This is a genomic window from Mycobacterium sp. SMC-14, assembly GCF_046250075.1.
Classification (GTDB): domain Bacteria; phylum Actinomycetota; class Actinomycetes; order Mycobacteriales; family Mycobacteriaceae; genus Mycobacterium.
Genome location: NZ_CP176429.1, coordinates 1204892 through 1231777, shown reverse-complemented (window position 1 = coordinate 1231777; position 26886 = coordinate 1204892). Strand labels below are relative to the sequence as shown.

Annotated in this window: 33 protein-coding genes and 1 riboswitch; of the genes, 13 read left to right on the top strand and 20 right to left on the bottom strand. The window is 66.8% G+C overall.

The genetic code is table 11. The features are described 5' to 3' along the window. Positions 1 to 148: 148 nt before the first annotated feature. Positions 149 to 556 (bottom strand): (deoxy)nucleoside triphosphate pyrophosphohydrolase, encoded by a 408-nt coding sequence (locus ACKY0W_RS05980; RefSeq protein WP_409436793.1) that lies wholly within the window; start codon positions 554 to 556, stop codon positions 149 to 151. 33 nt (positions 557 to 589) lie between these two features. Here ACKY0W_RS05980 and ACKY0W_RS05975 point away from each other — a divergent pair, with 33 nt between their 5' ends. Next, positions 590 to 874, top strand: coding sequence for a 4a-hydroxytetrahydrobiopterin dehydratase (locus ACKY0W_RS05975; protein WP_409436792.1), 285 nt, complete (start codon positions 590 to 592; stop codon positions 872 to 874). Here ACKY0W_RS05975 and ACKY0W_RS05970 read toward each other — a convergent pair. Then, positions 852 to 2252, bottom strand: coding sequence for a mannosyltransferase (locus ACKY0W_RS05970; protein WP_409436791.1), 1401 nt, complete (start codon positions 2250 to 2252; stop codon positions 852 to 854). The genes ACKY0W_RS05975 and ACKY0W_RS05970 overlap by 23 nt on opposite strands. An 84-nt stretch (positions 2253 to 2336) precedes the next feature. Between ACKY0W_RS05970 and ACKY0W_RS05965 the strand changes: the two genes are divergently transcribed. Together ACKY0W_RS05965 and ACKY0W_RS05960 are read left to right on the top strand one after the other, a co-directional pair. Beyond that, on the top strand, positions 2337 to 3314 hold the full coding sequence (locus ACKY0W_RS05965) for a hypothetical protein (protein ID WP_409436790.1): 978 nt from the start codon (positions 2337 to 2339) through the stop codon (positions 3312 to 3314). Next, positions 3272 to 4141 (top strand): DUF4349 domain-containing protein, encoded by an 870-nt coding sequence (locus tag ACKY0W_RS05960; RefSeq protein WP_409436789.1) that lies wholly within the window; start codon positions 3272 to 3274, stop codon positions 4139 to 4141. Before ACKY0W_RS05965 ends, ACKY0W_RS05960 begins: the two co-directional genes overlap by 43 nt. Here the strand turns inward: ACKY0W_RS05960 and ACKY0W_RS05955 are convergent. Beyond that, entirely contained in the window at positions 4135 to 4281 is a 147-nt protein-coding gene (locus ACKY0W_RS05955) for a DUF1059 domain-containing protein (RefSeq protein ID WP_308486008.1), read from the bottom strand. The two genes, ACKY0W_RS05960 and ACKY0W_RS05955, sit on opposite strands and share 7 nt — an antisense overlap. After that, positions 4278 to 4877, bottom strand: coding sequence for an HhH-GPD-type base excision DNA repair protein (locus tag ACKY0W_RS05950; protein WP_409436788.1), 600 nt, complete (start codon positions 4875 to 4877; stop codon positions 4278 to 4280). The genes ACKY0W_RS05955 and ACKY0W_RS05950 overlap by 4 nt, the downstream gene beginning before the upstream one ends. Positions 4878 to 5014: 137 nt before the next feature. On the opposite strand from ACKY0W_RS05950, the gene ACKY0W_RS05945 reads away from it, so the two are divergent. Next, positions 5015 to 5311 carry a DUF732 domain-containing protein gene (locus tag ACKY0W_RS05945; protein WP_409436787.1) on the top strand — a complete coding sequence of 99 codons (297 nt, stop codon included), beginning with the start codon at positions 5015 to 5017 and terminating at the stop codon, positions 5309 to 5311. On the opposite strand, the gene ACKY0W_RS05940 is transcribed toward ACKY0W_RS05945, so the two are convergent. Together ACKY0W_RS05940 and ACKY0W_RS05935 are read right to left on the bottom strand one after the other, a co-directional pair. After that, on the bottom strand, positions 5312 to 5485 hold the full coding sequence (locus tag ACKY0W_RS05940) for a DUF5302 domain-containing protein (protein WP_308486005.1): 174 nt from the start codon (positions 5483 to 5485) through the stop codon (positions 5312 to 5314). A 44-nt stretch (positions 5486 to 5529) separates the two neighbouring features. After that, positions 5530 to 5973 (bottom strand): PPOX class F420-dependent oxidoreductase, encoded by a 444-nt coding sequence (locus ACKY0W_RS05935; protein WP_406758778.1) that lies wholly within the window; start codon positions 5971 to 5973, stop codon positions 5530 to 5532. Between the two features lie 62 nt (positions 5974 to 6035). On the opposite strand from ACKY0W_RS05935, the gene ACKY0W_RS05930 reads away from it, so the two are divergent. Continuing rightward, positions 6036 to 6551: a DUF1697 domain-containing protein gene (locus tag ACKY0W_RS05930; RefSeq protein WP_409436786.1), complete on the top strand. Its 516-nt coding sequence runs from the start codon at positions 6036 to 6038 to the stop codon at positions 6549 to 6551. 25 nt (positions 6552 to 6576) lie between these two features. Next, complete coding sequence (locus ACKY0W_RS05925) at positions 6577 to 7398, top strand: class I SAM-dependent methyltransferase (RefSeq protein WP_409436785.1); 822 nt, start codon at positions 6577 to 6579, stop codon at positions 7396 to 7398. Here ACKY0W_RS05925 and ACKY0W_RS05920 read toward each other — a convergent pair. After that, positions 7395 to 7772, bottom strand: coding sequence for a GntR family transcriptional regulator (locus ACKY0W_RS05920; protein WP_409436784.1), 378 nt, complete (start codon positions 7770 to 7772; stop codon positions 7395 to 7397). The genes ACKY0W_RS05925 and ACKY0W_RS05920 overlap by 4 nt on opposite strands. A gap of 28 nt (positions 7773 to 7800) precedes the next feature. Between ACKY0W_RS05920 and ACKY0W_RS05915 the strand changes: the two genes are divergently transcribed. Next, on the top strand, positions 7801 to 8514 hold the full coding sequence (locus ACKY0W_RS05915; RefSeq protein WP_409436783.1) for an SIR2 family NAD-dependent protein deacylase: 714 nt from the start codon (positions 7801 to 7803) through the stop codon (positions 8512 to 8514). 7 nt (positions 8515 to 8521) lie between these two features. Here the strand turns inward: ACKY0W_RS05915 and ACKY0W_RS05910 are convergent, their stop codons facing one another. Next, positions 8522 to 9160, bottom strand: a complete 639-nt coding sequence (locus tag ACKY0W_RS05910) for a class I SAM-dependent methyltransferase (RefSeq protein ID WP_409436782.1) — start codon at positions 9158 to 9160, stop codon at positions 8522 to 8524. Between the two features lie 143 nt (positions 9161 to 9303). Between ACKY0W_RS05910 and ACKY0W_RS05905 the strand changes: the two genes are divergently transcribed. Next, a complete protein-coding gene (locus ACKY0W_RS05905; RefSeq protein ID WP_096867583.1) occupies positions 9304 to 9429 on the top strand; it encodes a hypothetical protein in 126 nt (41 codons plus the stop codon). 75 nt (positions 9430 to 9504) lie between these two features. Here the strand turns inward: ACKY0W_RS05905 and ACKY0W_RS05900 are convergent, their stop codons facing one another. Genes ACKY0W_RS05900 through ACKY0W_RS05885 form a run of 4 tightly spaced genes read right to left on the bottom strand, consistent with a single transcriptional unit; the run spans position 9505 to position 13943 of the window. Beyond that, positions 9505 to 10536: an amidohydrolase family protein gene (locus ACKY0W_RS05900; RefSeq protein ID WP_409436781.1), complete on the bottom strand. Its 1032-nt coding sequence runs from the start codon at positions 10534 to 10536 to the stop codon at positions 9505 to 9507. Positions 10537 to 10546: 10 nt separating this feature from the next. Next, the gene (locus ACKY0W_RS05895) at positions 10547 to 11566 is read right to left on the bottom strand and encodes a VOC family protein (protein ID WP_409436780.1); all 1020 of its coding nucleotides are present in this window, start codon (positions 11564 to 11566) and stop codon (positions 10547 to 10549) included. Further along, positions 11563 to 12417, bottom strand: a complete 855-nt coding sequence (locus ACKY0W_RS05890) for an alpha/beta fold hydrolase (protein WP_409436779.1) — start codon at positions 12415 to 12417, stop codon at positions 11563 to 11565. Before ACKY0W_RS05890 ends, ACKY0W_RS05895 begins: the two co-directional genes overlap by 4 nt. Beyond that, on the bottom strand, positions 12414 to 13943 hold the full coding sequence (locus ACKY0W_RS05885; protein WP_409436778.1) for a bifunctional 3-(3-hydroxy-phenyl)propionate/3-hydroxycinnamic acid hydroxylase: 1530 nt from the start codon (positions 13941 to 13943) through the stop codon (positions 12414 to 12416). Before ACKY0W_RS05885 ends, ACKY0W_RS05890 begins: the two co-directional genes overlap by 4 nt. Positions 13944 to 14036: 93 nt before the next feature. On the opposite strand from ACKY0W_RS05885, the gene ACKY0W_RS05880 reads away from it, so the two are divergent. The 3 genes from ACKY0W_RS05880 to ACKY0W_RS05870 are packed head-to-tail and all read left to right on the top strand — an operon-like array spanning position 14037 to position 16722. Next, entirely contained in the window at positions 14037 to 14669 is a 633-nt protein-coding gene (locus ACKY0W_RS05880) for a TetR family transcriptional regulator (protein ID WP_409436777.1), read from the top strand. Beyond that, complete coding sequence (locus tag ACKY0W_RS05875) at positions 14666 to 15772, top strand: VOC family protein (RefSeq protein ID WP_409436776.1); 1107 nt, start codon at positions 14666 to 14668, stop codon at positions 15770 to 15772. Before ACKY0W_RS05880 ends, ACKY0W_RS05875 begins: the two co-directional genes overlap by 4 nt. After that, entirely contained in the window at positions 15769 to 16722 is a 954-nt protein-coding gene (locus tag ACKY0W_RS05870; protein WP_409436775.1) for a fumarylacetoacetate hydrolase family protein, read from the top strand. Before ACKY0W_RS05875 ends, ACKY0W_RS05870 begins: the two co-directional genes overlap by 4 nt. A 61-nt stretch (positions 16723 to 16783) precedes the next feature. Here ACKY0W_RS05870 and ACKY0W_RS05865 read toward each other — a convergent pair whose 3' ends face one another. From ACKY0W_RS05865 to ACKY0W_RS05855, 3 genes are read right to left on the bottom strand one after another with little or no spacing between them, the layout of a single operon-like run. After that, positions 16784 to 17782 (bottom strand): nitronate monooxygenase family protein, encoded by a 999-nt coding sequence (locus ACKY0W_RS05865; protein ID WP_406758772.1) that lies wholly within the window; start codon positions 17780 to 17782, stop codon positions 16784 to 16786. 40 nt (positions 17783 to 17822) lie between these two features. Beyond that, positions 17823 to 18575: a 3-hydroxyacyl-CoA dehydrogenase gene (locus ACKY0W_RS05860; protein WP_406758771.1), complete on the bottom strand. Its 753-nt coding sequence runs from the start codon at positions 18573 to 18575 to the stop codon at positions 17823 to 17825. 42 nt (positions 18576 to 18617) lie between these two features. After that, positions 18618 to 19703, bottom strand: a complete 1086-nt coding sequence (locus tag ACKY0W_RS05855; RefSeq protein ID WP_409436774.1) for a CaiB/BaiF CoA transferase family protein — start codon at positions 19701 to 19703, stop codon at positions 18618 to 18620. Positions 19704 to 19754: 51 nt separating this feature from the next. Here ACKY0W_RS05855 and ACKY0W_RS05850 point away from each other — a divergent pair, with 51 nt between their 5' ends. Continuing rightward, positions 19755 to 20564, top strand: coding sequence for an enoyl-CoA hydratase (locus ACKY0W_RS05850; RefSeq protein ID WP_409436773.1), 810 nt, complete (start codon positions 19755 to 19757; stop codon positions 20562 to 20564). Positions 20565 to 20647: 83 nt separating this feature from the next. Here the strand turns inward: ACKY0W_RS05850 and ACKY0W_RS05845 are convergent, their stop codons facing one another. From ACKY0W_RS05845 to ACKY0W_RS05825, 5 genes are all read right to left on the bottom strand, one after another. Continuing rightward, entirely contained in the window at positions 20648 to 21367 is a 720-nt protein-coding gene (locus tag ACKY0W_RS05845; RefSeq protein WP_409436772.1) for a CPBP family intramembrane glutamic endopeptidase, read from the bottom strand. A 79-nt stretch (positions 21368 to 21446) separates the two neighbouring features. Next, positions 21447 to 21965, bottom strand: coding sequence for a gamma carbonic anhydrase family protein (locus ACKY0W_RS05840; RefSeq protein ID WP_047317638.1), 519 nt, complete (start codon positions 21963 to 21965; stop codon positions 21447 to 21449). A gap of 5 nt (positions 21966 to 21970) precedes the next feature. Continuing rightward, complete coding sequence (locus tag ACKY0W_RS05835) at positions 21971 to 22759, bottom strand: crotonase/enoyl-CoA hydratase family protein (RefSeq protein ID WP_409436771.1); 789 nt, start codon at positions 22757 to 22759, stop codon at positions 21971 to 21973. Further along, positions 22756 to 23901 (bottom strand): thiolase family protein, encoded by a 1146-nt coding sequence (locus tag ACKY0W_RS05830; RefSeq protein WP_409436770.1) that lies wholly within the window; start codon positions 23899 to 23901, stop codon positions 22756 to 22758. The genes ACKY0W_RS05835 and ACKY0W_RS05830 overlap by 4 nt, the downstream gene beginning before the upstream one ends. 79 nt (positions 23902 to 23980) lie before the next feature. Continuing rightward, the gene (locus ACKY0W_RS05825; protein WP_409436769.1) at positions 23981 to 25834 is read right to left on the bottom strand and encodes a DNA/RNA helicase domain-containing protein; all 1854 of its coding nucleotides are present in this window, start codon (positions 25832 to 25834) and stop codon (positions 23981 to 23983) included. Positions 25835 to 25957: 123 nt separating this feature from the next. Here ACKY0W_RS05825 and ACKY0W_RS05820 point away from each other — a divergent pair, with 123 nt between their 5' ends. After that, positions 25958 to 26608: an SDR family oxidoreductase gene (locus ACKY0W_RS05820; protein WP_409436768.1), complete on the top strand. Its 651-nt coding sequence runs from the start codon at positions 25958 to 25960 to the stop codon at positions 26606 to 26608. 54 nt (positions 26609 to 26662) lie between these two features. Beyond that, positions 26663 to 26867: riboswitch (cobalamin riboswitch) on the top strand. The last annotated feature ends 19 nt before the right edge of the window (positions 26868 to 26886 follow it).

Below are 26886 nucleotides of genomic sequence, written 5' to 3'. Positions count from 1 at the left end.
CCGATTCTCCTTCGGCGGGTCGGCGCGCTCCGACGGATTTCACGTAGGCCGGAGCCACCGCCGCACGCCATATCAGGCCCGAAACACCAGCGTAGCGGGATATATCGCCCAACGACCCAATCCGTCGGGAAGATTTAACAGAGCCTTTTCACCAGAGTGCCTGAGCCAGCTCCGGCAGCCAAGCTCGATCAGCAGGTACCCAGTCAACGTCGGCCAGTTGCACAGCCGTCACCCAGCGGAGCGCCTGATGGTCATGGGGATGAGGCTCGCCGCTCGTCAGGCTGACCAGGTAGGCGCGCAGGGTCATCTCCGGGTTCAGCACCACATCGGCACCGAGGCGCTCCCCCACCGTGATCGCCCCGGCGTCCAGGCCCAGCTCTTCGCCGAGTTCGCGGGCCAACGCGGCGGATTCACTCTCACCGGCCATCACCTTGCCGCCGGGCAGTTCCCAGCGACCGGCCAACTCCGGCGGGCGGAGCCGCTGCGCGATCAGCACTGTTCGCCCGGCCGCCGATTCGGCGATGACGGCTCCGGCGACGACGATCTGGGGTGACATGGCGTGTGAGGCTATACCGTCCTACCGTCGGGTATGGCTTTGTTGACTGACGATCAGGTGAACGCGGCGCTGCCCGACCTCGATGGCTGGGAGCACGCCGAGGGAGCGCTGCGGCGCTCGGTCAAGTTCGGCTCGTTTCTGGCCGGGATCGATGCCGTGCGTCGAGTCGCCGAACGTGCCGAGGCGGCCGATCACCACCCGGATATCGATATTCGCTGGCGCACCGTGACGTTCGTGCTGGTGACGCATTCCGAAGGCGGGATCACCGACAAGGACGTGGCGATGGCCGGCGAGATCAATCGGATTCTCGCGGCGTGACCCGCGTGGTCGCCATCCAGCCCAAGGTGACCACGGCGCCGACGATGTAGACCAGGCCGGCCCACGCCAGGTACCAGGGCCGTCCGTCCTGCCAGATCGTCGGCTGGAAGAAGCTCAGCAACCACGGCACCCCGATGAGGGTGAGCGTGAGCCACATCCAGCCCAGGATGCGGGCGCCCGGGCGATCCGCGCACGGCCCGTAGAACAGCCAGATCATCAGCGGCAGCAGCCACACCCAGTGATGGGTCCAGGAGATCGGCGAGGCCAGCAGCCCGAAGAGCTCGACCACCAGTAACGACCCCAACGGATCGGGTCCGGCGGGAGTACTGTTCAGCGCCCGCCAGGCCAGTACGGCCAGCACCGCGGTGACGCCGATCGCGATCAGCACCGGCGGGCTGTAACCGGCGTCGTGTCCGAGGATGCGGGAGATCCCGCCCCGCCAGGACTGATTGAACGAGGTTCCGATCGGGCCTACCCGGTGGGCGTCACCGAGTAGCTCGGTGAAGTAGCGGCGAGCCTGATCGCCGGTGGCCCACACCGATACTGCAATGGTGCCGGCGAAGACCACGGCCGAGAACACCGCGGCGGCCCAGCGCCGTGCCGCGGCCAGATAGACCCCGGCGATCGCCGGGGTCAGCTTCACCCCGGCGGCCAGGCCGACCAGCAGCCCCGACACCCACCACCGCCGGCTGTAGACCGCGTAGAGCACCGCCAGCACCAGGATCACATTGATCTGGCCGTAGTCGAAGGTGCTGCGCAACGGTTCGGACCAGATCCCCGCGGCCGTCCACAACATCGCGACCCGGCGGTTCAGCGAGGCTCGACAAAGGAGAGGCGAAGCTGGGACCGCCGCATCAGCCAAGCGGTTCAGCGAGGCTCGACGAAGGAGAGGCGAAGCTGGGACCGCCGCATCAATCCGACGCCCCGAGGTGGCCGATTCGCCGAGGAGGCGCTGGCACAACCGCACCACGCCGTACAGGGCGGCCATCGTGCCGATCTGCCATCCGAGCGCAACCAGCCCGAACGGCAGGAAATGCAGCGGGTAGAACACCACCGCGGCGAACGGCGGGTAGGTGAACGGCAGCGGGAAGTCCGGGGTCTGGTCGGCGTAGACGTAGTCATACAGCGCGCCGGGCTGGGCCAGCGCGGCCGCGCCACTGATGTAGACGTGCAGGTCGACGAAGTTGGCGCCGTGCGGGGTCAGGTAGGTCCAGGCGAGTCGCGCCGCGATGCTGACCACCAGCAGCAATGGAGCCCACGCAGTCAGGCGATTCGTCAGCGAACGCGCAGGCGGGGTGTCGAGGGTGGTGTCTACCGGCACGACTCTAGCGAACGGCCGCCAGATCACCGTCGCAGTTCGGGTCCGTAACGGTTCCATAAATGACACACGTGTCACTTGAGCCTCACCAGCAACAGGCTAGCTTCAGTTTTCAGGAAGCCATCGCCGACGATTGGGGAAGTCATGTCGCGCCTCCAGACGCTGATCACCACCGCCGCCAAAGCGGCCGTCGCAGCCGGATCATCGGCCGTGCTGGTCCTCGGCGCCGTCGGCGGGGTGGCCACGGCAGACCCGGCCATGCCGGCGCTGCCGCTGCCCACCGCGGGATTTCCTGGACTGCCCGCCATTGAGCAGTTGAGCCCGGTGATCCAGCAGGCCGCCGCCGACCCCGCCGGGGCGACCTCGCTGCTGATGGCCGCGGCCGCCGCATTCACCGGAAACTCCAACACGCCCGCTAGCTCGCGGCAGGTGGCCGACTCGGTGGCGCAGTTCGTCCAGTCGCCGCCCGAGGCACTGCCGAGCAATCACGTACCGACGGCCGGCTCGGAACCCGGGCTGGTGGCCCACCTGCCCAGCGGCATCGACCCGGCCAAGTCAGTGGGCCCGCTCCCGCAGGCCGCCATCACCGCGCCCGAAGCCCTGCCCGCGCCCGCCGACGCCCTCCCCGAGGCGGCCCCGGCGGCTCCCGAAGCCGCATCGACCGTCGCGGCACCCGACGCGGCGACGGCGGCCACCCCCGGCTTCGGCCCGGACGCCCCACCGACCCAGGACTTCATGTACCCGTCCATCGGCCAGAACTGCCAGGCCGACGGCGGCAACGTCATCGCCACCGCCCTGTCGGTGGCCGGGCCGGCCACGATTCCGACCCCCGGCCCCAAGCCCGGCCAGACCGCCTACGTGTTCACCGCGATGGGGACCCCGGGCCCGGCCGAGACGCAGAAGCTACCGCTGAACGTCACGTGGGTGAACCTGACCACCGGCAAGTCCGGCAGCGCCACCCTGCAGCCGCGCACCGACATCAACCCGGAGGGGCCGACGACGCTGACCGCGATCGTCGACACCGGCTCGGGCAGCATCATGTCGACGATCTTCGGTCAGGTCAGCACCAAGGACCACCAGTGCAACTTCCTGCCCACCATCGGCTCGACAGTGGTGCCCTGACGGCCATGACCGTCCCCCGCACGTCGGCACCTTGGACGTTGTTGATCGGCTTGGCCGCGATGTTGCTCCTGGCGATCAGCGGTTGCGCCGGGGAACGGCCGTCGCCGGAACGGTCGCCGTCCGCGGACGCTGTTTCCGCGCCGGCGCCGATGAGCCCGCCGCCTCAGCAGCTGCAACGGGATGTCGTGACCACCGGCAGCCTCAATATCGCGGTGACCGACGTCGGCGCAGCGGTGGAGCGACTCATCGACCTGACCACCGGCCTAAGTGGCCGCGTCGATGACCGCACCGAAAGCACGGCACCGGGTCGTTCCCACACCGCCGAGCTGACGGTGCGCATCCCGTCACCCAAAGTCGATGAATTCCTCGACGACGCAAAGCAACTGGGCGACGTCTCGTCGATCGCGTTGAGGCACGACGACGTCACCGGCCAGCGTGTCGACCTCGATGCGCGGGTCGCCGCGTTGCAGGCGTCGGTGGACCGATTGACCGCGCTGATGAAGTCCGCCTCCACCACGGCCGATCTGCTGCAGGCCGAGAAAGAACTGGCGTCGCGGCAGGCCGACCTCGACAGCCTGCGGGCGCAGCGCACCCAGCTCGGCGACCAGATCAGCTACGCGACGCTCACCGTTTCGCTGGCCTCCGAGTTCGAGTCGACCGCCCCCGGATTCCTCACGTCGGTTCGCCACGGCTGGCACGCCCTGCTGTCGTTCACCCACGGCCTGATCTCGATCGCGGGTTTCCTACTGCCCTGGCTACCGGTGATCGTAGTGATCACCGGCGTCGTAGTGGTCCTGCGCCGCAGGACCCGCCGGCGGCGTCAGTAGGCCATGAACAAGATGGCGTCCCGGTCGTACTCCATACCGGGGTGCACATCGGCGAGGTGCTTCTGCACCACGACGACCAGTTCGTCCTCGTCTTTGCCCGTCATCGCCTCGCCACACGGACAGTTCAGGTGAGTTTTCACGTCGTCGCCTTTCCCTTACTCTCTCGGGCCTGCTTCGCAGCCAATTTCTGGGCCTTCTTGGTGGACCGCACCTGCTGCAGCGACGACGCATCCACGACGTCAGCGATCGACAGGTGTGTTCCGGGCTCACCGTATGCCCCGGCGGCCTCCCGCCATCCCGACGGGGTCACGCCGTATTGCTTGCCGAGCAGGGCCAGAAAGATCCGGGCCTTCTGCTCGCCGTAGCCGGGCAGTGCCTTGAGGCGCTTGAGCACCTCGGCGCCATCGGGATCACCGACCGTCCACAATGCGGTCGTGTCGCCGCCATACTGATCCAACACAGCTTTGGCCAGGGCTTGGACACGACCCGCCATCGAACCCGGAAAGCGGTGCACCGCAGGCGTTTCGGCGAACAACGCGGCGAAGTCGTCCGGATCGCGCTCGGCAATGTCGTGCGGGTCCAGCCCACCCATCCGGTCGGCGATCTTCTTCGGGCCGGCGAACGCGACTTCCATCGGGATCTGCTGATCGAGCAGCATTCCGACCAGCAGCGCGAACGGGTCTGCGCTCAGCAACGCGTCGACAGGAGGGTCCCCGACCAGCTGCAGCTTCGGCACCCGGCCAGTCTAGAACCACCCGCGATCACCCCGCAGCGCTCCACCCCGGCCAACTAAAGAGTTCCGCAGGTCTGTGTCGGTGGAGTGTGCAACCGTGTAACGACACCACGAGCGGACGCATTTCCAGGAGAAGGACCATGAGACGTGTAGCGGCAGCACTGATTGCAGCGGCGGTTTCCGCGATTGCCTTGGCCGCCACGGCCGGCGCCATACCGGACCAGGGCACCCCGGAATTCGACACCTACATGGAGGGCCTGGAACGCAACGGGTTCAACCTGAATCCGGACACCGCCTGGCGCCTGGCCCACCAGGCATGCGAAGGCGGACTCCCGGGCTATATCGGGTTGGAACTCGCCGCACAGGGGGTCGTCGGACCCGGCGCGAACCAGCGGGTGATGGACGTGGCACGCAAGTACGCCTGCCCCGTGCAGTAGCTACCCGCTCTTGCGGCGGAATTCCCGGCGGCTCTCCAGCGGCCCGTGCGACCGTGACTGCTTGGCACCGCCATCCTTGTGGTCGGAGCCGCCCGCCGACTTCGCCTTCTTACGCTCCAGCGCCTCCCGGAACTTGCGCTTGTTCTCGTCTGCGGCGGAATCTGATTCGGGCATACCCCGGAGCCTAGCCCAGCGCATGGCCTACCGGTGGGAGATGCTCAGCGCACGCCCGGCGGCATGCCGTAAAGGTGATGGATGGGCAGCGTCAGCAGCACGCGACGGTCGGTCACCATGGCCTGGCGGTACTCGTCCCAATCCGGGTGTTCCCCGGCGATGTTGCGGTACAACGTAATCAACGCCTCGACGGTATCGTCATCGGGCGCGGCGGCCGGCGGCGTCAGCTGAGCATCCCCCTCGGCGACGGCATAGGACCAGCCGTCGTCGGAATCGACCAGCAGCGACGCCCTGGGGTCACGGCGCAGGTTGCGGGTCTTGGCTCGCGGTTCGGTGACCGAGACCTGCACCACCAAAGACCGCGGATCGAAGTAGTACTGCACGTTCGACAGCTGCGGGCGCCCGTCGCGTTTGAGGGTGGCCAAGACACCGAGTGAGTTCCCGCTGATCAAGGCAAGCAACTTGTCGTCGAATACCTGGCGTCCCATGATCGAAGCCTACCGACGCGTCCGGTTATTGCCATCGTTCTTCCACCGATTGGAGTCGTCTCATGACACGGTATGCACTGTTTCTGCGCGGCGTGAACGTCGGCGGAGTCAACCTCAAGATGGCCGAGGTCGCCGCCACGCTGACCGCCGCCGGATTCTCCGAGGTCCGCACTCTCCTTGCCAGCGGCAACGCGCTGCTGGACTCGCCCGCCGATGCCGAGAAGGTGCGTGCCAGCGCCGAGGCGGCGTTGCGGGAGCGCTTTGGCTATGAGGCCTGGGTGCTGGTCTATGACGTGGAGACGGTGCGCGACATCGTGGCTGCCTATCCCTTCGAACCCGAGGTCCCCGACCAGCACTCCTATGTCACGTTCGTGGCCGACGACGCGGCGCTGACCGAACTGTCCGGGCTCGCAGCCGATGCCGAGGAGAAGATCACCCTCGGGGACGGGGTGATCTACTGGCAGATCCCCAAGGGCGACACCCTGACCAGCACGGTGGGCAAGACGATGGGTAACAAGCGGTACAAGTCCGCCACCACCACGCGCAACCTGCGCACTCTGAACAAAATGCTGCGCTAATGCGCGCACCGGTAAGGTCGCAGACGTGAGCCAGGCACAGAAAGTCACCCTGACCGGGGTCTCCGAAACCGCGTTGCTGACGTTGAACGCTCGGGCGACAGAAGCCCGCCGCTCTGACGGGATCATCGATGACCCGATGGCGATCCGCCTCGCCGATTCGATCGACTTCGATTTCGCAAAGTTCGGGCCGACCCGCCAGGACATCGCCCTGCGCGCCTTGGCCTTCGACGAGCAGACCCGGCAGTTTCTGGATCAGCACCCGTCGGGCACCGTGGTGGCCCTGGCCGAGGGCTTGCAGACCAGCTTCTGGCGGGTGAGCGCGAGCGTTCCCGACACCGCTTTCCGCTGGCTCACCGTCGATCTGCCGCCGATCGTCGACATCCGCACCCGACTGCTGCCGGCGTCACCGCAGGTTTCGGTGTGCGCCCAATCCGCCTTGGACTACAGCTGGATGGATCAGGTCGATCCGGACAACGGCGTGTTCATCAGCGCCGAGGGCCTGCTGATGTACCTGCATCCCGAGCAGTCGCTGGGACTGATCGCCGAGTGTGCCCGCCGTTTCCCGGGTGGGCGGCTGCTCTTCGATGTGCCGCCTCCGTTGATGGCGATGCTGATTCGCCGCGGGGTGTGGACCTCGCTGCGCTACAAGGCCCCGCCGATGCCGTTCAACCTGTCGGTGCGCGAGGCCGCCGATCTGGTGAACACCATGCCCGGCATCCGGGCCGTTCGCGATCTGCCGTTGCCGGCCGGGCGGGGCTGGCTGTTCAACACCCTGCTCTCGAGCGCCTATCGGCTGCGCTTCCTCGACCCGGTCCGTCCGTCCCTGACCCTGCTCGAATTCGGCTAGGTAGCGTCGGCGCTGCCGAAGGCTGCGTCGAGGTAGCGCAGCGCATCGGCCTTGCCCAAACCGACCGCGCGGGCCGCGGCCGCGAAAGCACCGGCCGCCTGCGTCATGGCCGCATCTGCCGGGTCACTGCTTGCCACGAAGGTGCCGAACCGGCCCCGCGTTTCGACGACGCCGCCGGCCTCCAGCTCGCGGTAGGCGCGCGCGACCGTGTTGACCGCCAGCCCCAGCTGACTCGCCAACTCGCGCACCGTCGGCAGCCGGGTCCCCGCGGGCAATGTCCCGGCCCGGACCGCCTCGATCAGCGCAACCCTGATCTGATCGAACAGCGGCACGTCGGCATGCGCGTCGGTTTTCAGCAGGTCCGCGAAGTCCATTGGGCCAGTATCCCGCTATCTTGGTGGCGTGCGGGTGGTGGTGTTCAGCGGTGCAGGGATCTCGGCGGAGAGCGGGATACCTACCTTCCGCGACGACGAGAAGGGGCTCTGGTCGCAGTACGACCCCTATGAGGTGTCCAGCATCGACGGCTGGAATCGGCAGCCGGAACTGGTCTGGGGTTGGTATGTGTGGCGCTGCCAGCTGGCCCACCGCTATGCGCCGAACCTGGGTCATACCGCGATCGCGGACTGGGAACAGCACGCCGACGTCCAGGTCATCACCCAGAACGTCGACAATCTGCACGAGCGCGGCGGCAGTTCCACGGTTCACCATCTGCACGGCCGGATGTTCACCTTCCGCTGCTCGGACTGCGAGCAACCGCACGACACGCAGCTGCCGGAGCTGGCGGAACCCGTGCTCGAAATCATGCCGCCGCAGTGCGAGTGCGGCGGCCTGATCCGCCCAGACGTGGTCTGGTTCGGCGAAGAGCTGCCCGAGGGACCGTGGAACGCAGCGGTCGATGCCATCGATGCCGCCGACGCGGTGATCGTGGTCGGCACGTCCGGGGTGGTCTATCCGGCGGCCAGCCTGCCCGAACGGGCGCTGGAGCTGGGCAAGACCGTCATCCAGGTGAATCCGGAGCCGACGCCGCTCTCGGAGCGGGCCACGGTTTATCTGCAAACCACTGCGTCGGCGGCACTGCCGGGAATGGCACAGCGGTTGCCGTTCCTGCTGGGCTGACTCGGTATCAGGCCGGGCGGTTGGCGGAGCCCAGCGCGAACTCCGACACCGGCACCGGGGCCCATGCCGGGAATTGATGCCCGCGCCGCGATTTGCCAACGACGAAGCCTGCGGCGGTGATCATCTGCTCGGTCTCGCGGTGGGTGTGGCAGTTGCCGAACAGTCGGGGCCAGAAGGTGGCGTCGGCCAGCCGTTGCAGTCCGCCGCGTACCCCGGCGCTGGCGACATGCTCGAAGTAGCGCAGCTCGCCTCCGGGCTTGAGCAGTGCGAACAGCTGGCGCAGCACTTCCTCCGGGCGGTCGACCGAGCACAAGACCAGCGAGCACACGATCGCGTCGAACGGCTCCCCGGCGTCCAGGGCCTCGACGGTGCTCGCCAGCACGGTGATCGGCGCCGGCGCCGCTGCCGCGGCAGAATTGGCGGCATCCCGTAAGCGTGATTCGGGTTCGGGGGCCACCACTTCGGTCACAGTGTCGGGGTAGAAGCCGAAGTTACTCCCGGTGCCGGCTCCCACCTCCAGGACGCGGCCGGACAGCCCCTCCAGGTTCTCCCGGCGGCGGTCCCGCAGCCAGTCGGTCTCGCGGCTGGACATGAAGGTCCAGATCCGGGCGAACAGCGGGTTGTCCAGGGTGTCCGGTGCGCTCATGGCAGCCACCCTAGCCGGGCGGAGCGGGCCGCAGGCACGTCCCCGAGCACAGGCCCCGCAAAGGCTACCGGTCAGTAGTATTGCCACCATTTCCCGAAACGTGACTCAATGATTCCTTAATAGTGACCAATAAGCTCAGGGTCATGTGGATCGACGACTCAAGTGCCGACGTCATCAAGGTCGACTTCGAGGCCCTGTACCACGGCGATTTCCTCGTCGAGGGCGACACCTCGGAGCAGTTCGACGGCTTGCATTCGCTGGCCAGCTGATTGATCGGCGCCGCGACAGCGGCGCCTTTCAATGTGGTGCGGTTGCGCACAGGTCGCCGCCTTGCGGACGACGTCTCAGCTTCGGCTGATCATGCGCGACAGGGACCGCACAACGTGACGACTGGCCGAGTGCCGCACCCTCTGAATTACCGGTTGGCGGATCTGCGTGGCACCCACGCCAAAGCGAGGAAACAGCCCCACAGCATTTGTCCGGTCGATCGCATCGCGGCCGGCTCGATCCAGACCGGCATACGTCTCCAGACCAGCAGCGAACAGTCTTCCGGCGGCGCTCGGCGCGAACGGCCAGTCCGAGCCGAAGGTGACATGCCCCGGTCGCGCGAAAGCCAACAGACTCGGCAGCGCAGCGGCGCTGGATGACAACGCCGTATCGAAGTAGAAGCTGGAAAAATCGTCGAGGACGTCGGCCGGACTTCGGCCGGTGTCGGCCGTGATCGCGACCGCCATCCGATGACTCGCATACGGCACGAAGCCCCCGGCGTGACTCAACAGGAAGCGAATCCTCGGGTAGCGGCGCCGAATACCGTTGCGCACCAACAGGTAAGCGGCCCGGGTGGTATCCAGCAGGAAATCGGCGGCGAACGGGGCGACCCCGGGTATCACCGGTCCGGGCAGGTCGGCCGGGTGAATGAACACCACGGCCGCGCGCTCATCCAACGCGGTGAACAGCTCGTCCTGCCCGTCCTGGCCCAGGTAGACACCGGCACTGTTGGCCAGCAGCACCACGCCGTCGGCCTTGAGCTCGTCGAGTGCGCGGACGGCTTCGGCTACTGACGCATCGAGATGCGGCATCGGGATGGTGGCGAAGAAGCCGAACCGGCCGGAATGATCCAAGACCAGTTGCGCGGTGTAGTCGTTGAGGTCGCGCGCCAGCGCGGCGGCGTCAGCCACAGCCGGCAGAAAAGTGGTGCCGGGGGTGGACACCGACAGAATCGCGGTGCCGACGTCCAACTCGTCCATGGTGTGCAGCGACGCTTCCGGGCTCCAGTCGGGCAGCGCCCGTCCCCCGGCTTCGTCGACCCCGGCTTTCCGCAGGGCTGTGCGGTAGTCGGGTGGGATCAGGTGGTGGTGGGTGTCGATGCGCAGCATGTCCGCCTCCTCATTGGCTGTCGGGGATACCGACCCCGGACAGGGCCGCAACCGTGTCTTCGCGATGCCGTAGCGACGCTGCCGCGGCCTTGAACTGTGCGAGCTTGCCGATGATGGTCTGCCCCTCGGGAGTGTGCCCCCAGATGCTGATGCCCTGATGGGTCGTCGGCTCCCAGGTGGTCTCGTCGACGACGATGGGGTTCCATCCCACTTCCCACTCGAAACCCGACGGGGTCCTCGCGTAGTAGGACAGTTCGCGGTCGTTGGTGTGCTGTCCGACCCCCAGAGCCATGTCGAAGCCAAGTTCCTTGACGCGTTGGTAGGAGGCGGTCATGTCATCGAGGTCGGCGACCTGAATGTTGAGGTGCTGGATACGCGTGCGGATCGGGTTGATTGGCAGCCGATTTACCGCGGCAATAGCCACCGAGTGATGCCGCTGGTTGACCCGCAGGAACCGGATCTTGAACTTCATGCCGCTGATCGTTTCGTCGATGAAATCGCTGAGTCGGGCGTCGAAGACGGTGTTGAAGTAGCCGCGTACCCGGTGCGGCTTTGTCGTCGTGATCGCGACGTGCCCGATCCCGGCGTCTCCGGTGACGAATCCGCCGCTTACCCGCGTGTTCAGCGGCGACGGGCTTGTCGAGGCCCGGACGAAGATCTCCTGGGTCAGCCCGTTGGGTCCGGGGAACCGCACCAGTCGTTCGACGCCGCGCAGCGCGGCCTGCTCCGCTGTTCCCTCGGTGATCGGGACGCCATGCCCGGTGACCCGGGAGAGGACTTCATCGAAGCTGCCGTGGTCGTCGAGTTGCCACCCGAGGGCGGTGACGTCTTCGGCGGGGCCGCGCTGTAGCAGGAACCGGCAGTCGTGGTCGTCGAGGCGGAAGCGCATCACGTCGGCCAGGGTGTCGTCGACGTGCATGCCGATGGCATCGCGACCGAATCGTCGCCAGTCGGTGAACTGTTCCGTCTCGACGACGACATACCCCAGGCGGACGTTGCCGAATATCGAGGGCACCGCGGTGGCAGTCATGGCGCGAGAAACTCGGCGACGATCCGGTTGAACAGTTCGGCGCGCTCCCACTGCATCCAGTGGCCGGTGCGGGCGGTCACCACCAGATCGGCGTTGGGCATCAGGTTCACCAGCAGCGGGCCACCGGCGGGTCGGTTGACCTTGTCGTCGCGTCCCCACAGCACCAGTGTCGGGGTGGCCAATTCCTTCAGCCGCTTATCGCGAGTCAGATCCATCCGCCACAGTGTGCGCAGCGCCGTCGGTCCCGAGGGCCGGCGAAGCGGCGGGTTGGCCACCACCTCTGGATCGATGGAAGCGGCGTAGCGCAGGTCGATCAGATCGTCGGGGACCGAGCCGCCGTCGTAGACCAGGTAGGTACGGATGAAGGTCTCCAGCTTGGCGCGGCTGGGACCGTCGCCGCCGTAGTAGGCCAGCAGGCTTCGCAGTCCGGCGGTCGGGGCGCCGCGGGTGGTCCCGATGCCGCCCGGGCCCATCAGGATCAGCTTGCCGACTCGCGCCGGGCTGTCGAGCGCCAATCGCAGCGCGCATGAACCTCCGTAGGAGTTGCCGACCAGGTGCGCGGTGTCCACGCCGAGTTCGTCGAGCAGGCCACGGATCGTGGTGGCGAGGTAGCCGAACGGGTCGGTCTGGTCGACGTGTTTGGCCGAGCGGCCGTAGCCGGGCATATCGGGCACGATCACGCGGAAGCTCTGCGCCAGTGCGTCGATGTTGCGCGAGTAGTTCGACACCCCGGTGGCGCCCGGTCCCCCGCCGTGCAGCAGCACCACGGCGGGGCCGCTGCCGGCTTCGGTGAGGAATATCGGCCGGCCGTCCACGGTGACGGTGCGCTCAGTGAGACCGATGGCGGTCATGCGGCTACCTCTTTTCTTGCCGCGACGGTGTAGCCGTCCGGGGGTGCGGGCAGTGATTTTCCGGATCCGGCTGCGGCATAGATGAATCCGTCCGGGCGCAGCGCGACTGTGGTTGCTTTTCTGCTGCGCAGCCAACGCACCAGGCCGGGGTCGGAGATCCGGTGTGCAGGGACCCCGAGTTCGGTCCAGGCTTCCACGCCCAGTGGCAACTGGCCGGTGTGCAGAATGGCCCAGTCGCCGCCCAGCAGATCATCGAGGCGAATGCTGGTCCCTTCGCTGGAGGTGATCCACGGTTGCGGGACCTGCCAGCCGACGGCACGATGCCGGCCGGTGGCCAAGAAGCCCTCCGCATAGCGGGCATCGGGAACCCACATGCGGCGTTGCGACGCGGCACGTACGAGGGGCACCGACGTCACCATGCGCATCACGCGGTTGCGCACGGCGGCGATCGCCCGATTGCGTTCGGTGATGATTCGCCCGACCATCCGTGCACGCCTTGTGGTTTCGGTGACGTGCGGCTTGCGCTCTGTCTGGTAGGAGTCCAGCAGCTCGTCCGGCGCCAGCCCGTTGAGCACCGCGGCGAGCTTCCAGCACAGGTTGGCCACGTCACGCACGCCGGCGGACATGCCCTGCCCGATCCACGGCGGCATGGCGTGCGCGGCGTCGCCGGCCAGAAACACCCGGCCCACCCGCCAGCGGTCGGCGACCCGGACATGATGGCTGTAGATCACCGCCCGAAGGATCTTGACGTGCTCAGAGGTGATGCCCTGGACACCGAGAACCTTCCAGATCTCTTCCTCACGTACGAGTTTCTGCTCGTCCTCACCGGTTCGGGCGGGGAACTCCCAGCGGTGATGCCCCAACGGGGTCGGGCAGTCGACCATCGGCCGGGCGGGGTTGCAGTGGAATCGCAACCGGTCGTAGCCATCCCACTCCCGCAGGACTTTGGTGTCGATGACCACCCAGCGCTCGCCGTACGTGCGGCCCGAATAGCCGATCCCCAGCTGTCCCCTGGTCGGTGACGCTCCCCCGTCGGCGGCGATCACATAGCGGGCGCGGACCCGCTTGAGGGTGTCCTGGCTCAGGTCGGCGCAGAGCAGTTCGACCCCGTCGTCGTGAGGCAGCACCCGCAGGCATTCGTGTTCCAGCAACACCTCGACGTTCGAGTAGCGTTGCACGCCCTCACGTAGGACGCCATCGACGGCCGGCTGGTACAGAAATTGCTGCGGCGGATGCCCGCATCCACGTGGCGTGATCTTCAGATCGATGAACGGGGCACCCGCACCGTCAACGAAATTCAACGGAAGGTCGGGCAGCATGTCCTGCTGCAGTCGCTCGGCCAGACCGACCGACTGCCACACCCGCATGACCTCCTCATCGGTGGAAATCGCGCGGGCTCGCCCATATATGTCCGGATCACGCTCGACCACAATCACTTTCAGACCGAATCGGCCCAAGATGTTGGCGGCGGTAGCCCCGGTGGGCCCATAGCCGATCACCGCCACGTCATAGGTATCTGTAGTCACGATGCCTGCTCTCGCCTCCGAGATACTTGTTCTGTAGTGATCGCTACGGTAATGTAGCGATCACTACAGAGTCAAGACCCGAGGAGAGGCGCAATGGCGAAAACCAGCCAGCCACAGCGACGCAAACGGGTTGACGGTGAGCTGTCTCGCGAGCGCATCCTCGATGCCGCCTCCGAGATCGCCGCCGAGCGCGGCTACGAAGGCACCAGCATCGCCCTGGTCAGCGCCAAGTGCGAGCTGCCCGCCAGCTCGATCTATTGGCACTTCAAGAACAAGGACGACCTGATCGCCGCGGTCATCGAGCGCAGTTTCGCCAGCTGGCTCAGCGCCTGGCAAGTCCCCGAGGAAGGCACTGCGCACCAGCGGGTTCAGGGCCTGGCGATGCAGATCGCCAAAGCCCTGCTGGAATCACCGGACTTCATCCGACTCGGGCTGATGCTGGCACTGGAACGCCGGCCCATCGAGGCGCGGGCACGGGCGATGTTCATCCAGGTCCGAACCCAGACGGCCGTTGCGCTGACCCAGACGCTGAGCGAACTCACCCCGGGGCTAACCGAGACCCAGATGCGTCAGCTGGTCACCTATGCCATCGCCGGCGCCGACGGACTGTTCATCGCCAACGAAGTCGACGATCAGGCCATGGATCTCATCAAGATGTTCGACATGCACGCCCATGCCCTCTACAGCACGGCGCTGCGCCTACTCTCCGAGAACGCCGGGCAATGACGCTGCACAGCACGCAGGGCGCGCACCGAGGTGAACACATCGGCAGGTCAGCCAAGCCGACCATCAAAGTCGAGGACCTGGCGTGGCTGGAGTTCGACAAGCCCGACTTGGCGCGGGCCGAGGAGTTTGCCCACGCCTTCGGGTTCGCCACCGCACTGCGGACCGAACAGGAACTGCATCTACGCGGCACGGACGCCGCCGAACCGTGCGTGATCATCCGACGCGGGAGCCGAAACCGTTTTCACGGCATGGCGTTTCGCGCACACGACACGGCGGATCTGACTCGGTTGGCATCCGCGACCGACGGCCGCATCACCCCGCTGCCGGAATCACTCGGTGGGGCGAGCGTCGACCTGCTCGATCCCAACGGCCTGAGCGTTCGGGTGGTGTCGTCCACCCACCAGCTCGACGCCCTGCCGGCGCAAACCCCGCACACCGTCAACGTCGGTCACGCGGTGCACAGGTCCAATGCCACCCAGCGCCCCACGCGAGCACCGGCGATCGTGCAACGCCTCGGCCACCTGGTACTGCAAAGCACCCGATACCTTCAGACGCTCAACTGGTACCTGGACACCCTCGGGATGATCGTCAGCGACTTTCAGTACTTCCCCGGGCAGCGCGATCGTGGACCGACCATGAGCTTCATCCGTTGCGACCGGGGCAGCACCCCGGCCGACCACCACACCCTGGCTATCGCACTGGGCCCAGCCGACCGCTATATGCATTCGGCGTACCAGGTCTGCGACCTCGACGCTCTGGCCGCCGGCGGCGAGTACCTCAAAGATTTGGGATACCAGCGGTCTTGGGGCGTCGGCCGCCACATCCAGGGCAGTCAGATCTTTGATTACTGGCGCGATCCCGACGGCTTTCTGGTGGAACACTTCACCGACGGCGACATGTTCGACAACACCGTGGAACCAGGCTGGGCGCCCTTCACCGCGTCCGGGCTGGCCCAGTGGGGACCGCCGGCCAGCAGGAACTTCCTCGGCACCGAGGTGCGGACGGCGCCCCATGAAGCGCGCGCGATCCTGGCCGCACTGCGCAGCGACAACGAGTTCGATGTCCGCCGGCTGGCCGGCCTACTGAAAGTTGCCACCTCATGACTATTTCCGTCCTTCGCACCGCTGACGGCTGGTGGGTGCGCACGCCGGCCGGCGCCGCCCGGATCGACACACACGCCACCACCACCGGGGCGCTGTTGGCCGATCGGGCCGCCATCGATGCCGCTGCGAGCAGTCACGACGTCGTCCCGGTCGAGGGCCTTGCCCTGCTTTCCCCGGTGACAGCTCCGTGCCGGGTGATCGCCCAGATGACCAACTTCGTCTCGCACATCAAAGACGCCGGCCTGAACCCCGCGACGGTGCCGCTGACCTTCTTTCGCAAGGCCTCCGCGTCGATCACCGGCCCGTTCGACGACGTCGTCAAGCCCAGCCATGTCCGCCTGCTGGATTACGAAGTCGAGATCGGCCTGGTCATAGCTCGTGACATCCCGGTCGGTACAACGATTTCCGAGGCCGACCTGCCGCAGCTGATCGCCGGCCTGGTGGTCACCAACGACGTGTCGGCCCGCGACGTGCAACTGCCCCAGACCCAGTTCTACGAGGCCAAGTCCTACCCCGGATTCACCCCGGTCGGCCCCGCCCTGGTGCTGCTCGACGCCGCAGACTGGGCACGATTCGGACAGTTGCGCCTTCGCCTGGCGGTCAATGGCGAGATCCGTCAGGAAATGACGGTGGACGGCGACATGGTGTATCGGCCCCTCCAGGCCCTACAGAGCCTGACCCGATTTCAGACTCTCGACGCCGGGGATCTGATCCTGACCGGCACTCCGGCCGGCACCGCGCTCAGCGCCCCGCCCAAGCCGATCGAGCTCCTCGGCTCGCTGCTGCCGCCAGCGGTGAAGTGGAAGGCCTTCTTCAAGCGGCAGGCCGGCAATCCCCGCTACCTACACGACGGCGACATCGTCGAAGCCGGTGTGGCAACCGATGACGGTGCGATCGACTTGGGCACCCAACGCAACACCGTGCGCTACGCCGCCGCTGCATCCGGCTGATAACGCAAAGGGCTGCGATCCGATTCGGATCGCAGCCCTCGACGCAAACTCAGACGGCCGACTAGGCGACGTTCTCCTCGTCCTCGTCCTCGACCATGTTGCCCAGGCGTCCGAGGATGATCTCCTCGGCCTCGGACACCATCCGCGACACCAGTTCGTCGCAGGTCGGGATGTCGTTGATCAGGCCCATCGCGGTGCCCACCGTCCAGATCCCGGCGTCGACGTCGCCTTCGTCGAAGACGCGGCGGCCGCGCACGCCGGCCACCAGCTCTTGGACGTCGGGGAACTGACCGCCGTTCTTGAGGATCTCCACGACCTCGCGGGACACCGCGTTGCTGGCCACCCGAGCGGTGTTGTGCAGCGACCGGAAGATCAGCTCAGTGCCGCGCTCGTCGCCGGCGACGATGGCTTCCTTGACGTTCTGGTGAATGCAGGACTCCACAGTGCACATGAACCGCGAGCCCATGTTGACGCCGTCAGCTCCCAGGGCCAGCGCCGCGACCAGGCCGCGGGCGTCGGCGAACCCGCCGGAGGCGATCATCGGGATCTCGATCTGCGCCGCGGCAGCCGGGATCAGCACCAGGCCCGGGATGTCGTCCTCACCCGGGTGACCCGCACACTCGAACCCGTCGATGCTGATGCCGTCCACGCCCAGGCTCTGCGCCTTGACGGCGTGCCGCACCGAGGTGCACTTGTGCAGCACCTTGATTCCGTTGTCGTGAAACATCGGCAGGTGCGGCGCCGGGTTGGATCCGGCGGTCTCGACGATCTTGATGCCGGCGTCGACGATCACCTGGCGGTACTCGTCGTAGGGCGGCGGGTTGATCGCCGGCAGGATGGTCAGGTTCACCCCGAACGGCTTGTCGGTGAGATCCCGAGTCTTGGCGATCTCGTTGGCCAGGTCGGCCGGCGTCGGCTGGGTGAGCGCGGTGAGGAAACCCAGCGCCCCGGCGTTGGCGACCGCCGCCACCAACTCCGCGCGACCCACCCACTGCATACCGCCTTGGGCGATGGGGTGCTCGACCCCGAATGTCTCGGTGAACTTCGTTGTAATTGCCATAAGGACTCCTAGCTCTGCTTGATGCTCTTCGCGCAAGCGCTCATCGGGGGGCCATCCGGATCGCACCGTCGAGGCGGATGACCTCGCCGTTGAGCATCGGGTTGTTGATGATGTGTTCGGCCAGCGCGCCGTACTCGTCAGGGTCACCGAGCCGCGACGGGTGGGGCACCTGCGCACCCAGCGACTTCTGCGCCTCCTCGGGCAGCGAGCCCAGCAGCGGCGTCTTGAACAGGCCCGGCGCGATGGTGCAGACCCGGATCAGATCACGGGACAGATCCCGGGCAATCGGCAGCGTCATGCCGACCACGCCGCCCTTGGAGGCCGAGTAGGCGGCCTGTCCGATCTGGCCCTCGAACGCCGCCACCGAGGCGGTGTTGATGATGACGCCGCGCTCGCCGTTGATCGGCTCGGTCTTGGCGATCCGCTCAGCCGAGAGCCGCAGCACGTTGAACGTGCCGATCAGGTTGACCTGGATGATCTTGGTGAAGGCATCCAGCGGGAACGCGCCGTCCTTGCTCAGCGTCTTGATCGCATTGCCGATTCCGGCGCAGTTGACGTTGATCCGCACGGGGCCAAGAGATTCCGCGACATCCAGAGCCGCGCCGACCGCCTCGGGGTCGGCCACGTTGGCCTCCACGAAGCGGGCCCGGTCACCGAGCTCGGAGACCACGTCCTCGCCCTTGAGGTCGATCACCACGACCTGGCCGCCCGCGTCCAGCAGGCGCTTGGCCGTCGCCAACCCCAACCCGGAAGCACCGCCGGTGACAACGGCTACCGCGTCCTTGATCTGCACTCTCTTGGCCCCTCTCAGTCCCAACCGTCTGGTTGGTCGGGACTATACCCAGTCGCTCAGAATGGAGTCGTTGTCGGCTCCCAGAACGGCAGGCGGGACCGGGACGTCGGGAACGCTGCGGGAGAACCGCGGCGCCGGCATCGGCTGCAGGTAGCCGTTGGCCTCGTAGAAGGTGTCGCGCTCGGTGATGTGCGAATCGACCTGCACCTCGTTGAACGCCAGCACCGGTGCCACGCAGGCATCAGAGGTGGCGAACACCTTGGCCCAGTGGTCACGCTCGTGGGCGGCGAACGCCTTGGTGAACACCTCGCGCAGCTCTGGCCAGCGGGCGGTGTCGTTCTGCGCCGGCAGTTCGGCGGGGTCCAGCTCCAGCTTGGCCAGCAGTTCGGCGTAGAACTGCGGCTCGATCGAGCCGACCGACACGTACTTGCCGTCGGCACACTCGTAGGTGTCGTAGTAGGGCGCACCGGTGTCGAGCATGTTGACGCCACGTTCGTCACTCCACAGCCCCTGCGCGCGGAAACTCCACATCATCGCCGAGAGCACGCTGGCCCCGTCGACCATCGCCGCATCGATCACCTGGCCCTTGCCGGACCGCTGCAGCTCCCACAGCGCGGCCAGGATGCCGACCAGCAGGAACATCGACCCACCGCCGAAGTCACCGGTCAGGTTCAGCGGCGGTACGGGGCGCTCCCCCTTGCGACCGACGGAGTGCAACAGCCCGTTCAGCGAGATGTAGTTGATGTCGTGGCCGGCCTGCTGTGCGCGGGGGCCGGTCTGTCCCCAGCCGGTCATCCGGCCGTAGATCAGCCGTTCGTTGACCTTGGCGCAGTCCTCCGGGCCGAGGCCGAGCCGTTCGGTGACGCCCGGCCGGAAGCCCTCGATCAGCACATCGGCCTTGGCGACCAGCTGCAGCACCAGGTCACGGCCTTCGGGCGACTTCAGGTCGGCGGTCACCGAGCGCCGGTTGCGCAGCATGGTGTCCTTGCTGGCCCCGCCACCGAATTTCGGCGGCCGCTCCACGCGGACCACATCAGCGCCCAGGTCGCCGAGGATCATCGCCGCGTGCGGACCCGGTCCGATCCCGGCCAGTTCGATGACCCGCAGTCCCGCCAGTGGTCCCGCCATATCTGCCTCCTCGTCGTGTGCCTGTGTGATGTGCATCCTAGGGTGAGGGCCATGACTGCAATCGACTCCGGCATCGACACCCTGGCCCCGGTGGCGGGCGTGTCCGTCACCCTGGCCGACGGGGTGCTCTCGGTGACCATCGACCGCCCCGACAGCCTCAACTCGGTGACCACAGGTGTGCTGGCCGGTATCGCCGACGCCATGGAAGCCGCCGCCCGCGACCCGCGGGTGCGCGCGGTCCGGCTCGGCGGCGCGGGGCGCGGCTTCAGCTCCGGCGCGGGGATCAGCGCCGACGACGCGGCCGACGGCGTGCCGACCGAGATCATCGTCGAGGCCAATCGCGCGATCCGGGCGATCGTCGCGTTGCCGCGGCCGGTGGTGGCCGTCGTGCAGGGTCCGGCAGCCGGCATCGGCGTGTCGCTGGCACTGGCCTGCGACCTGATCGTGGCTTCGGACAAAGCCTTTTTCCTGTTGGCGTTCACCAAGATTGGGCTGATGCCCGACGGCGGCGCCTCCGCGTTGGTTGCCGCGGCGGTGGGCCGGACCCGCGCCATGCGGCTGGCACTGCTGGCCGAACGGCTCTCGGCCGCCGACGCCCTGGAATGGGGCTTGATCAGCGCGGTGTACCCGGCGCAGGAGTTCGACGCCGAGGTGGACAAGCTCCTGGCCGGCTTGCTGGCCGGGCCCGCCGCGGCGTTCGCCAAGACCAAGCACGCCATCAACACCGCGACACTGACCGAGCTGGATGCGACTCTGGACCGCGAATACGTCGGGCAGTCAATCCTGTTGAACGCCCACGACTTCCGCGAAGGCGCCCGCGCGTTTCAGGAGCGGCGCTCCCCCAATTTCACCGACTCCTAAGCGGCGACGAGCGTGCGCAGAATGCCACGCTCAAACGGCGTGTCGCCGTACAAACACGCACCCTCGCGCGAATTTTGGGGCTGCTACATTCCAAAAATGGGGGGTAGCGCCAGCACCATCACCAGCCCCCACACCAGGTGGGTCAGCACCGGGGCCAGCACTCCACCGGTAGCGCGCCGCTCGAGTGCGCAGACGGTACCGAGCACCAGCGCGGCCACCCCGACCATCAGGTTGCCTGCGGCCATCATCGCTGCGACGTAGAGCAGGGTGGAAAACACCAGCGGGGAGCGGCGACCGAACGCACTGAACAGTGCGCCGCGGAAGAACAACTCCTCGGCAATCGCGTTGACGATGGCGATCAGCACCACCAGCCGCCAGGAGACTTCGGTGGTGTAGGCCAGGATCGCGACGACCTGATCGGCCAGCGGCGGAATGTCCTGCACCGCAAGCCCGCCCAGCAGGAACACTCCGCCGAGTACCAGGCCGACGCCGGTGCCGGTGAACACCGGCCGCTCGTTGCGGCCGCGGAACCGCAAGACCCCCAGGTGCAATGGGCCGGCGACCACCGCCCCCACGGTCCACACCGCGGCCAAGACCAGCGACAGCCAGTAGAACGACGCGTCTCCTGGAAGCTTGCTGTGCATGGCGGCCAGTACCGAAGCGCCGATCAGCACCACCACCCCGACGACCGCACGCCGCCGCTGCACCACGGCCCGTGGTTCGTGATAAGGCAGGGCGACCCTGGTCATGATGTCGGTGATCTCACGCAGCAGGCCGGGGCGGGCTGGACTGATCTGGGTCATACAGGACGTCCCCTCAGCGGCGGGTTGAGCAACGTCCCTAAAACGTAGCGGCGAAACGGCGGCCGGTGGCCCAAATGCGTTAGTTCGCTCGATGGACTTCGATCAGTCGGCGATACGCCGCGGCGTTGTACCGATTGTTGCGGACCTCGGCCTCGCTCAGATCTCGTCGTACCCGGCCCGGCACCCCCGACACCAGCGACCGGGGCGGCACCACCATCCCCTGCGGGATGACGGCACCCGCCGCGACCAGCGAGCCCTCCCCCACGACCGCACCATTGAGGACGATCGCTCCCATGCCGATAAGGCAGTCGTCCTCAATGGTGCAACCGTGCAGCACCGCGTTGTGCCCGACGCTGACGTGCGCCCCCACTCGACAGGGGAACTCCTTGTCGACGTGGACGGTCACGCCGTCCTGGATGTTGGTGTCGATGCCGATCTCGATCGGCTCGACCTCGGCGCGCAGCGTCGCCGAGTACCAGACGCTGGCCCGCGCGGCCAGGCTGACCTGGCCGATCAGGCTGGCGTTGGGTGCCACCCAGGCCTCCGGGTGTAGCTGCGGGGCGCGCCCGCGGATGGAGATGAGAAGCGGCTCCGGCACGCCGCTCAACGCGCCTTCCACACCGGTGCGCGCTTCTCGGCGAACGCCCTGGGTCCCTCCTTGGCGTCCTCGGACCGCAGCAGGGCGGAGAACTCCCGGCCGGTGCGAGCCCAACCGTCCACTTCGCCGGGGATGGCCCCATCATCGACGCCGTAGGCGATCCGCTTGCTGGCGCGCACCGACAGCGGCGCGTTGCCGGTGATCCGTTCGGCCAGCTCCAGGGCTGCCTCCAGCGCGCCGCCGTCCTCGACCACTCGGTTGACCAGTCCCCAGCGGGCCGCGTCGGCCGCCGAGATGGGCTCCCCGGTGTAGAGCAGCTCCAGGGCAACCTTGCGGGGCAGCTGATCGATGATGCGGAACACCCCGCCGGCACCGGCGATCAGGCCGCGCTTGACCTCGGGCAGCCCGAATTGGGCGCGCTGCTCGGCGATCACCAGGTCGCTGGCCAGCGCGATCTCGGTGCCGCCGCCCAGCGCGGTGCCGTTGACCGCCGCGATGACGGGCTTGTCGATGAAGTGCTGCACGAAGCCGGCGAAACCCCACTCCGGGTGCTCGGGGTGGTAGATGTTCTCCCGGTTGGCGATCGCCTTGAGGTCGGCTCCAGCGCTGAACGACTTGTCGCCGGCGCCGGTGAGCACTACCGCGCGCACCTCGTCGTCGTCTTGAGCCTGCGCCAAGGCGTCGCCGATGCCGGCGCTGACCGCCCCGTTGATCGCGTTGCGGGCGTCGGGCCTGTTGATCGTGATCAGCAGGACATTTCCACGCCGTTCTACCAGAACGGCCCCATCACTCACAGCAGCTCCAGGATGGTGGCGTTGGCCTGGCCGCCGCCTTCGCACATGGTCTGCAGTCCGTAACGAATTCCGTTGGCGCGCATGTGGTAAAGCATGGTGGTCATGATCCGGGCGCCCGAACCGCCGAGCGGGTGGCCCAGCGCGATCGCCCCACCGTTGGGGTTGAGCCGCTTGGGGTCGGCACCGATTTCGGCGAGCCAGGCCATGGGGACCGGGGCGAACGCCTCGTTGACCTCGAACACCCCGATGTCGTCGACACTCAAGCCCGAGCGCTGCAGCGCCTTCTGGGTTGCCGGGATCGGACCGGACAGCATCATCACCGGGTCAGAGCCGGCCAGCGTCGCGGTGTGCACCCGCGCCAGCGGGGTCAGGCCCAGTTCGCGGGCCTTGGCCGCCGACATGAACAGCAGCGCTGCCGAACCGTCGGAGATCTGGCTGGAGTTGCCGGCGTGAATCACGCCGTCCTCCTTGAAAGCGGGCTTGAGCTGGGCCATCTTCTCCAGCGTGGTACCGCGGCGGATGCCCTCATCTTCGCTGACCACGTTGCCCTCGGAGTCCGTGATCGAGACGATCTCGTCCTTGAAGGCGCCGGCGTCCTGTGCGGTGCCGGCCTTTTCGTGCGAGGCCAGCGCGAACTCGTCGAGCGCGGTACGGCTCAGCCCCCACTGGGTGGCCATCATCTCCGCACCGATGCCCTGGTTCGGGGTCTGGCTGTAGCGCGCCTTGAAGGAATCCCCGTACGGCCGGCCGCCGTTGGCCAGCGAGGAACCCATCGGGGTACGCGACATTGACTCGACACCACCGGCGACCACGACGTCGTAGTGTCCGGCGACCACACCCGCGGCGGCGAAGTGCACCGACTGCTGGCTGGATCCACACTGGCGGTCCACCGTCACCGCGGGCACGCTCTCCGGCCATCCCGCGCTCAGCACCGCCGTGCGGCCGATGTCCAGGGCCTGCTCACCAGCCTGCATGACACAACCCCAGATCACGTCGTCGACCAGGGCCGGGTCCACGCCGGCCCGGCTGACCAGCCCGTTGAGCACCTGGGCGGACAGCTCGGCCGGGTGTACTCCGGACAGTCCGCCGTTGCGCTTGCCGACAGGCGCGCGCACCGCTTCGACGATGACGGCTTCAGCCATGGGGTGCTCCTTAGTTCGTTCGGGGTCTTGTTGCCTCGATTGTCGACCAACCCGCACTCAACACACTCGGGCGGGGTGGCTAGTCCGGGATCATCTCGCGTAAGGCGGCTCGGGTCTCTTCGTCTGTGGAGTAGATGACGGTACCCATCATCCCGCGCGTCAGCAGCACCTTGTAGACGTTGCGGACCAGCCGATCGAACCGCTGATCGGAGACAGTAGACCGATTTCGAAAATCGGGATCACGGTTGGCCTGGCGCACGGCCACAAACCCGCCGTCACGCCAAACCAGATCGTCACCGAGAATGACACCGTTCCAGTCGTATTCAAATCCTTGCGCCGTGTAAACACAGCCAACTTGGCCGAACCCACCGTTCTCGGTGGCCCACAGCGCACTAGGCGGTGCATCGCCGATTCGCCTATCACTCTTGCTATTCCAGGGCCGCGCCCAACCGCCGATCTTCACGTCATCGACAAGCGTGCCGTCCTTTCGGGCAGCGCTCCATGGCCAGCAGTAGCCCGCGGTCATTCGCGCCGAGTAGCCACGATCCCGGAAATGCGCCAAAGTTGCCTCCAGCTCTTCGGGACTGTCAACGAGCCGAACGGTGAACTGTGGATCTCCTCGCCAGGGACTCGGCCGCTTCTCCTCAAGTCCGAGAACGCGGGTTACCCATAGGACGTATTCCTCGCTGCCGCCGCAACGGAATTGCTCACCGAGCGGAATGTGCTGGAACTGAATTCCAAGGTGGCTTGCATACCGTTCAATCTGAGCTAACGTGCCCATTTCGCCTGGCCGGACCACCTGGTGTTCATCCAACAAAAATACCGGGACCCTCGCAGCGGCGATCAACTCATCGATCTGCGGCCTTTCAGTGCGCAGTTCAGCAGGAGTGTATCGGTGGGCAGATGTCTCTCGGATTCTGTGCGCTTCGTCCATAACGATGACATCGAGACCGTTGGCTTCGGCCGACATGAACTGGTTGAAGTACTTGAACATCGACTTCACCATTGGCGCCCGGCTGCCAGCGACTTTTCGTAGCGTCAGTGTAAAACTGCGAGAACCGGTCGCATGGACAACAGAGCGGCCCCTACGCGCCAGATCACCGAGTAGGGATAGCGCCACCACGCTTTTTCCGCTGCCGGGACCGCCAGTCACAACGATGACCCGTTTGGTGTTGCCCGCTCGCGCGCGCTCGACCGCGTGCATCACAAGATCCACTGCCAGCTGCTGATTTCCGATCAACTGGAACTGGGGACGATCTCGGACCTCAGCGGCTGCCAACTTCAGCAACTGCTTAGACGGCGCAATCGCCGAACGGATCAGCAAATCAGCTGCGGCGCGGCCCGATACGGGCCGCAGTCTCGATCGCAGGAAGTCGGTCATCGCAGAACGATCCGCACCCGTGAACAGCCTGCCGGTCGTAGACACCGGCACTGCGAGCAGATCCGCGATCAAGGCCGGGTCGAGAGCATTGTGGAGATAAGCCATACCCGCAAGGGCATCTGGCTGATCCGCGACAACTCGAGCGAACCCCGCAAGGTAGTCGCAGTATCCACGTACCTGCTTCACCGGATGCTGCTTGGGACCTCCTGGCATCCCGGGGACGTCAACCAGGTCGGGGTCGCCCTCAAACGTGTAAGCGGCTGACCACTGCTTGAGCTCCACGACGACATACGACGGCTGACCGGTCTGAGGGTGAATCCCAGCTAAGACCACATCGGCTCGCTGCGAGGTCAAAGGAAGGTGGTATTCAACCAGCATTTCCACATCGCCCAGACCGGCCGCAACCAGGTCACTCGCAAGAACCGGAAGGCTCCGCTGCCACGACATCTGTTCGGATGGGGATGCGCGCCGGCCGGTGCGAAAAAGCATCTGCTCGAGCAATTGCTCTACCAATGACGAAGGTGGCTCGGCACAGGCACGACTTGCCGTCATGCGAATGAGCGTCAATGAATATTCCCCAGGGCAGCACGAATTGAATCGTGCGGGTGGGGACATATCCTGCGCCGGAAGTCCGTCGGACCGCGGTGATCATGCTAGCCGCGTACCGTCGACTCCATGGCACGCATCGTGATCATCGGCGGCCACGGCAAGATCGCCCTGCTGCTGGCCCCCATCCTCGCCCATAGCGGCCACCAGGTCAGTTCGGTGTTCCGCAATCCCGAACACGCCGAGGAGGTCGCGGTCACCGGCGCGGTCCCGGTGGTGGCCGACATCGAGCAACTCGACGTCGACGGCCTGGCCCGCGTCGTGGCCGGCCACGACGCGGTGGTGTTCTCCGCCGGAGCCGGCGGCGGCAACCCGGCACGCACCTACGCCGTCGACCGCGACGCCGCCATCCGCAGCATCGACGCCGCCGAGCAGGCCGGTGTGCGGCGCTTCGTGATGGTGTCCTACTTCGGCGCGGGTCCTGATCACGGTGTTCCCGACGACGATCCGTTCTTTCCGTACGCGCAGGCCAAAGCCGCCGCCGACGCCCACCTGCGTGCCACCGATCTGGACTGGACGGTGCTGGGCCCGAGCCGGCTCACCCTTGATCCGGCGACCGGCCGAATCGCCCTCGGCCCCGATACCGGCAAGGGGCAGGTCTCCCGCGACAACGTGGCAGAGGTGATCGCCGCCTGCCTGGCCGACAACTCGACCATCGGCCGCACCATCGAATTCAACGACGGCCAGACCCCGATCCCGGAGGCGCTTCGAGCCGATTGACCAGGTAATCTTCATTACGCAACTGGTTTGCCGTAGCTGCCGTAAGGCGGCGTCGGCATCGAGCGCAATGCGGTTTTCCGTGGAGCGCAAGAGGGAACCCGGTGAGAATCCGGGACTGTCCCGCAGCGGTATGCAGGAACGACCGCCGTCACAAAGCACTGGTCACGGGTTCGCCCACCGACTGGGAAGCGACGGCCACTAGGAGCACCTCGGTGCGCGCCTGCGAGTCCGAATACCTGCCCGTTGTGCTGGGCGCGCCGCGCCCGGCGGATCAACGC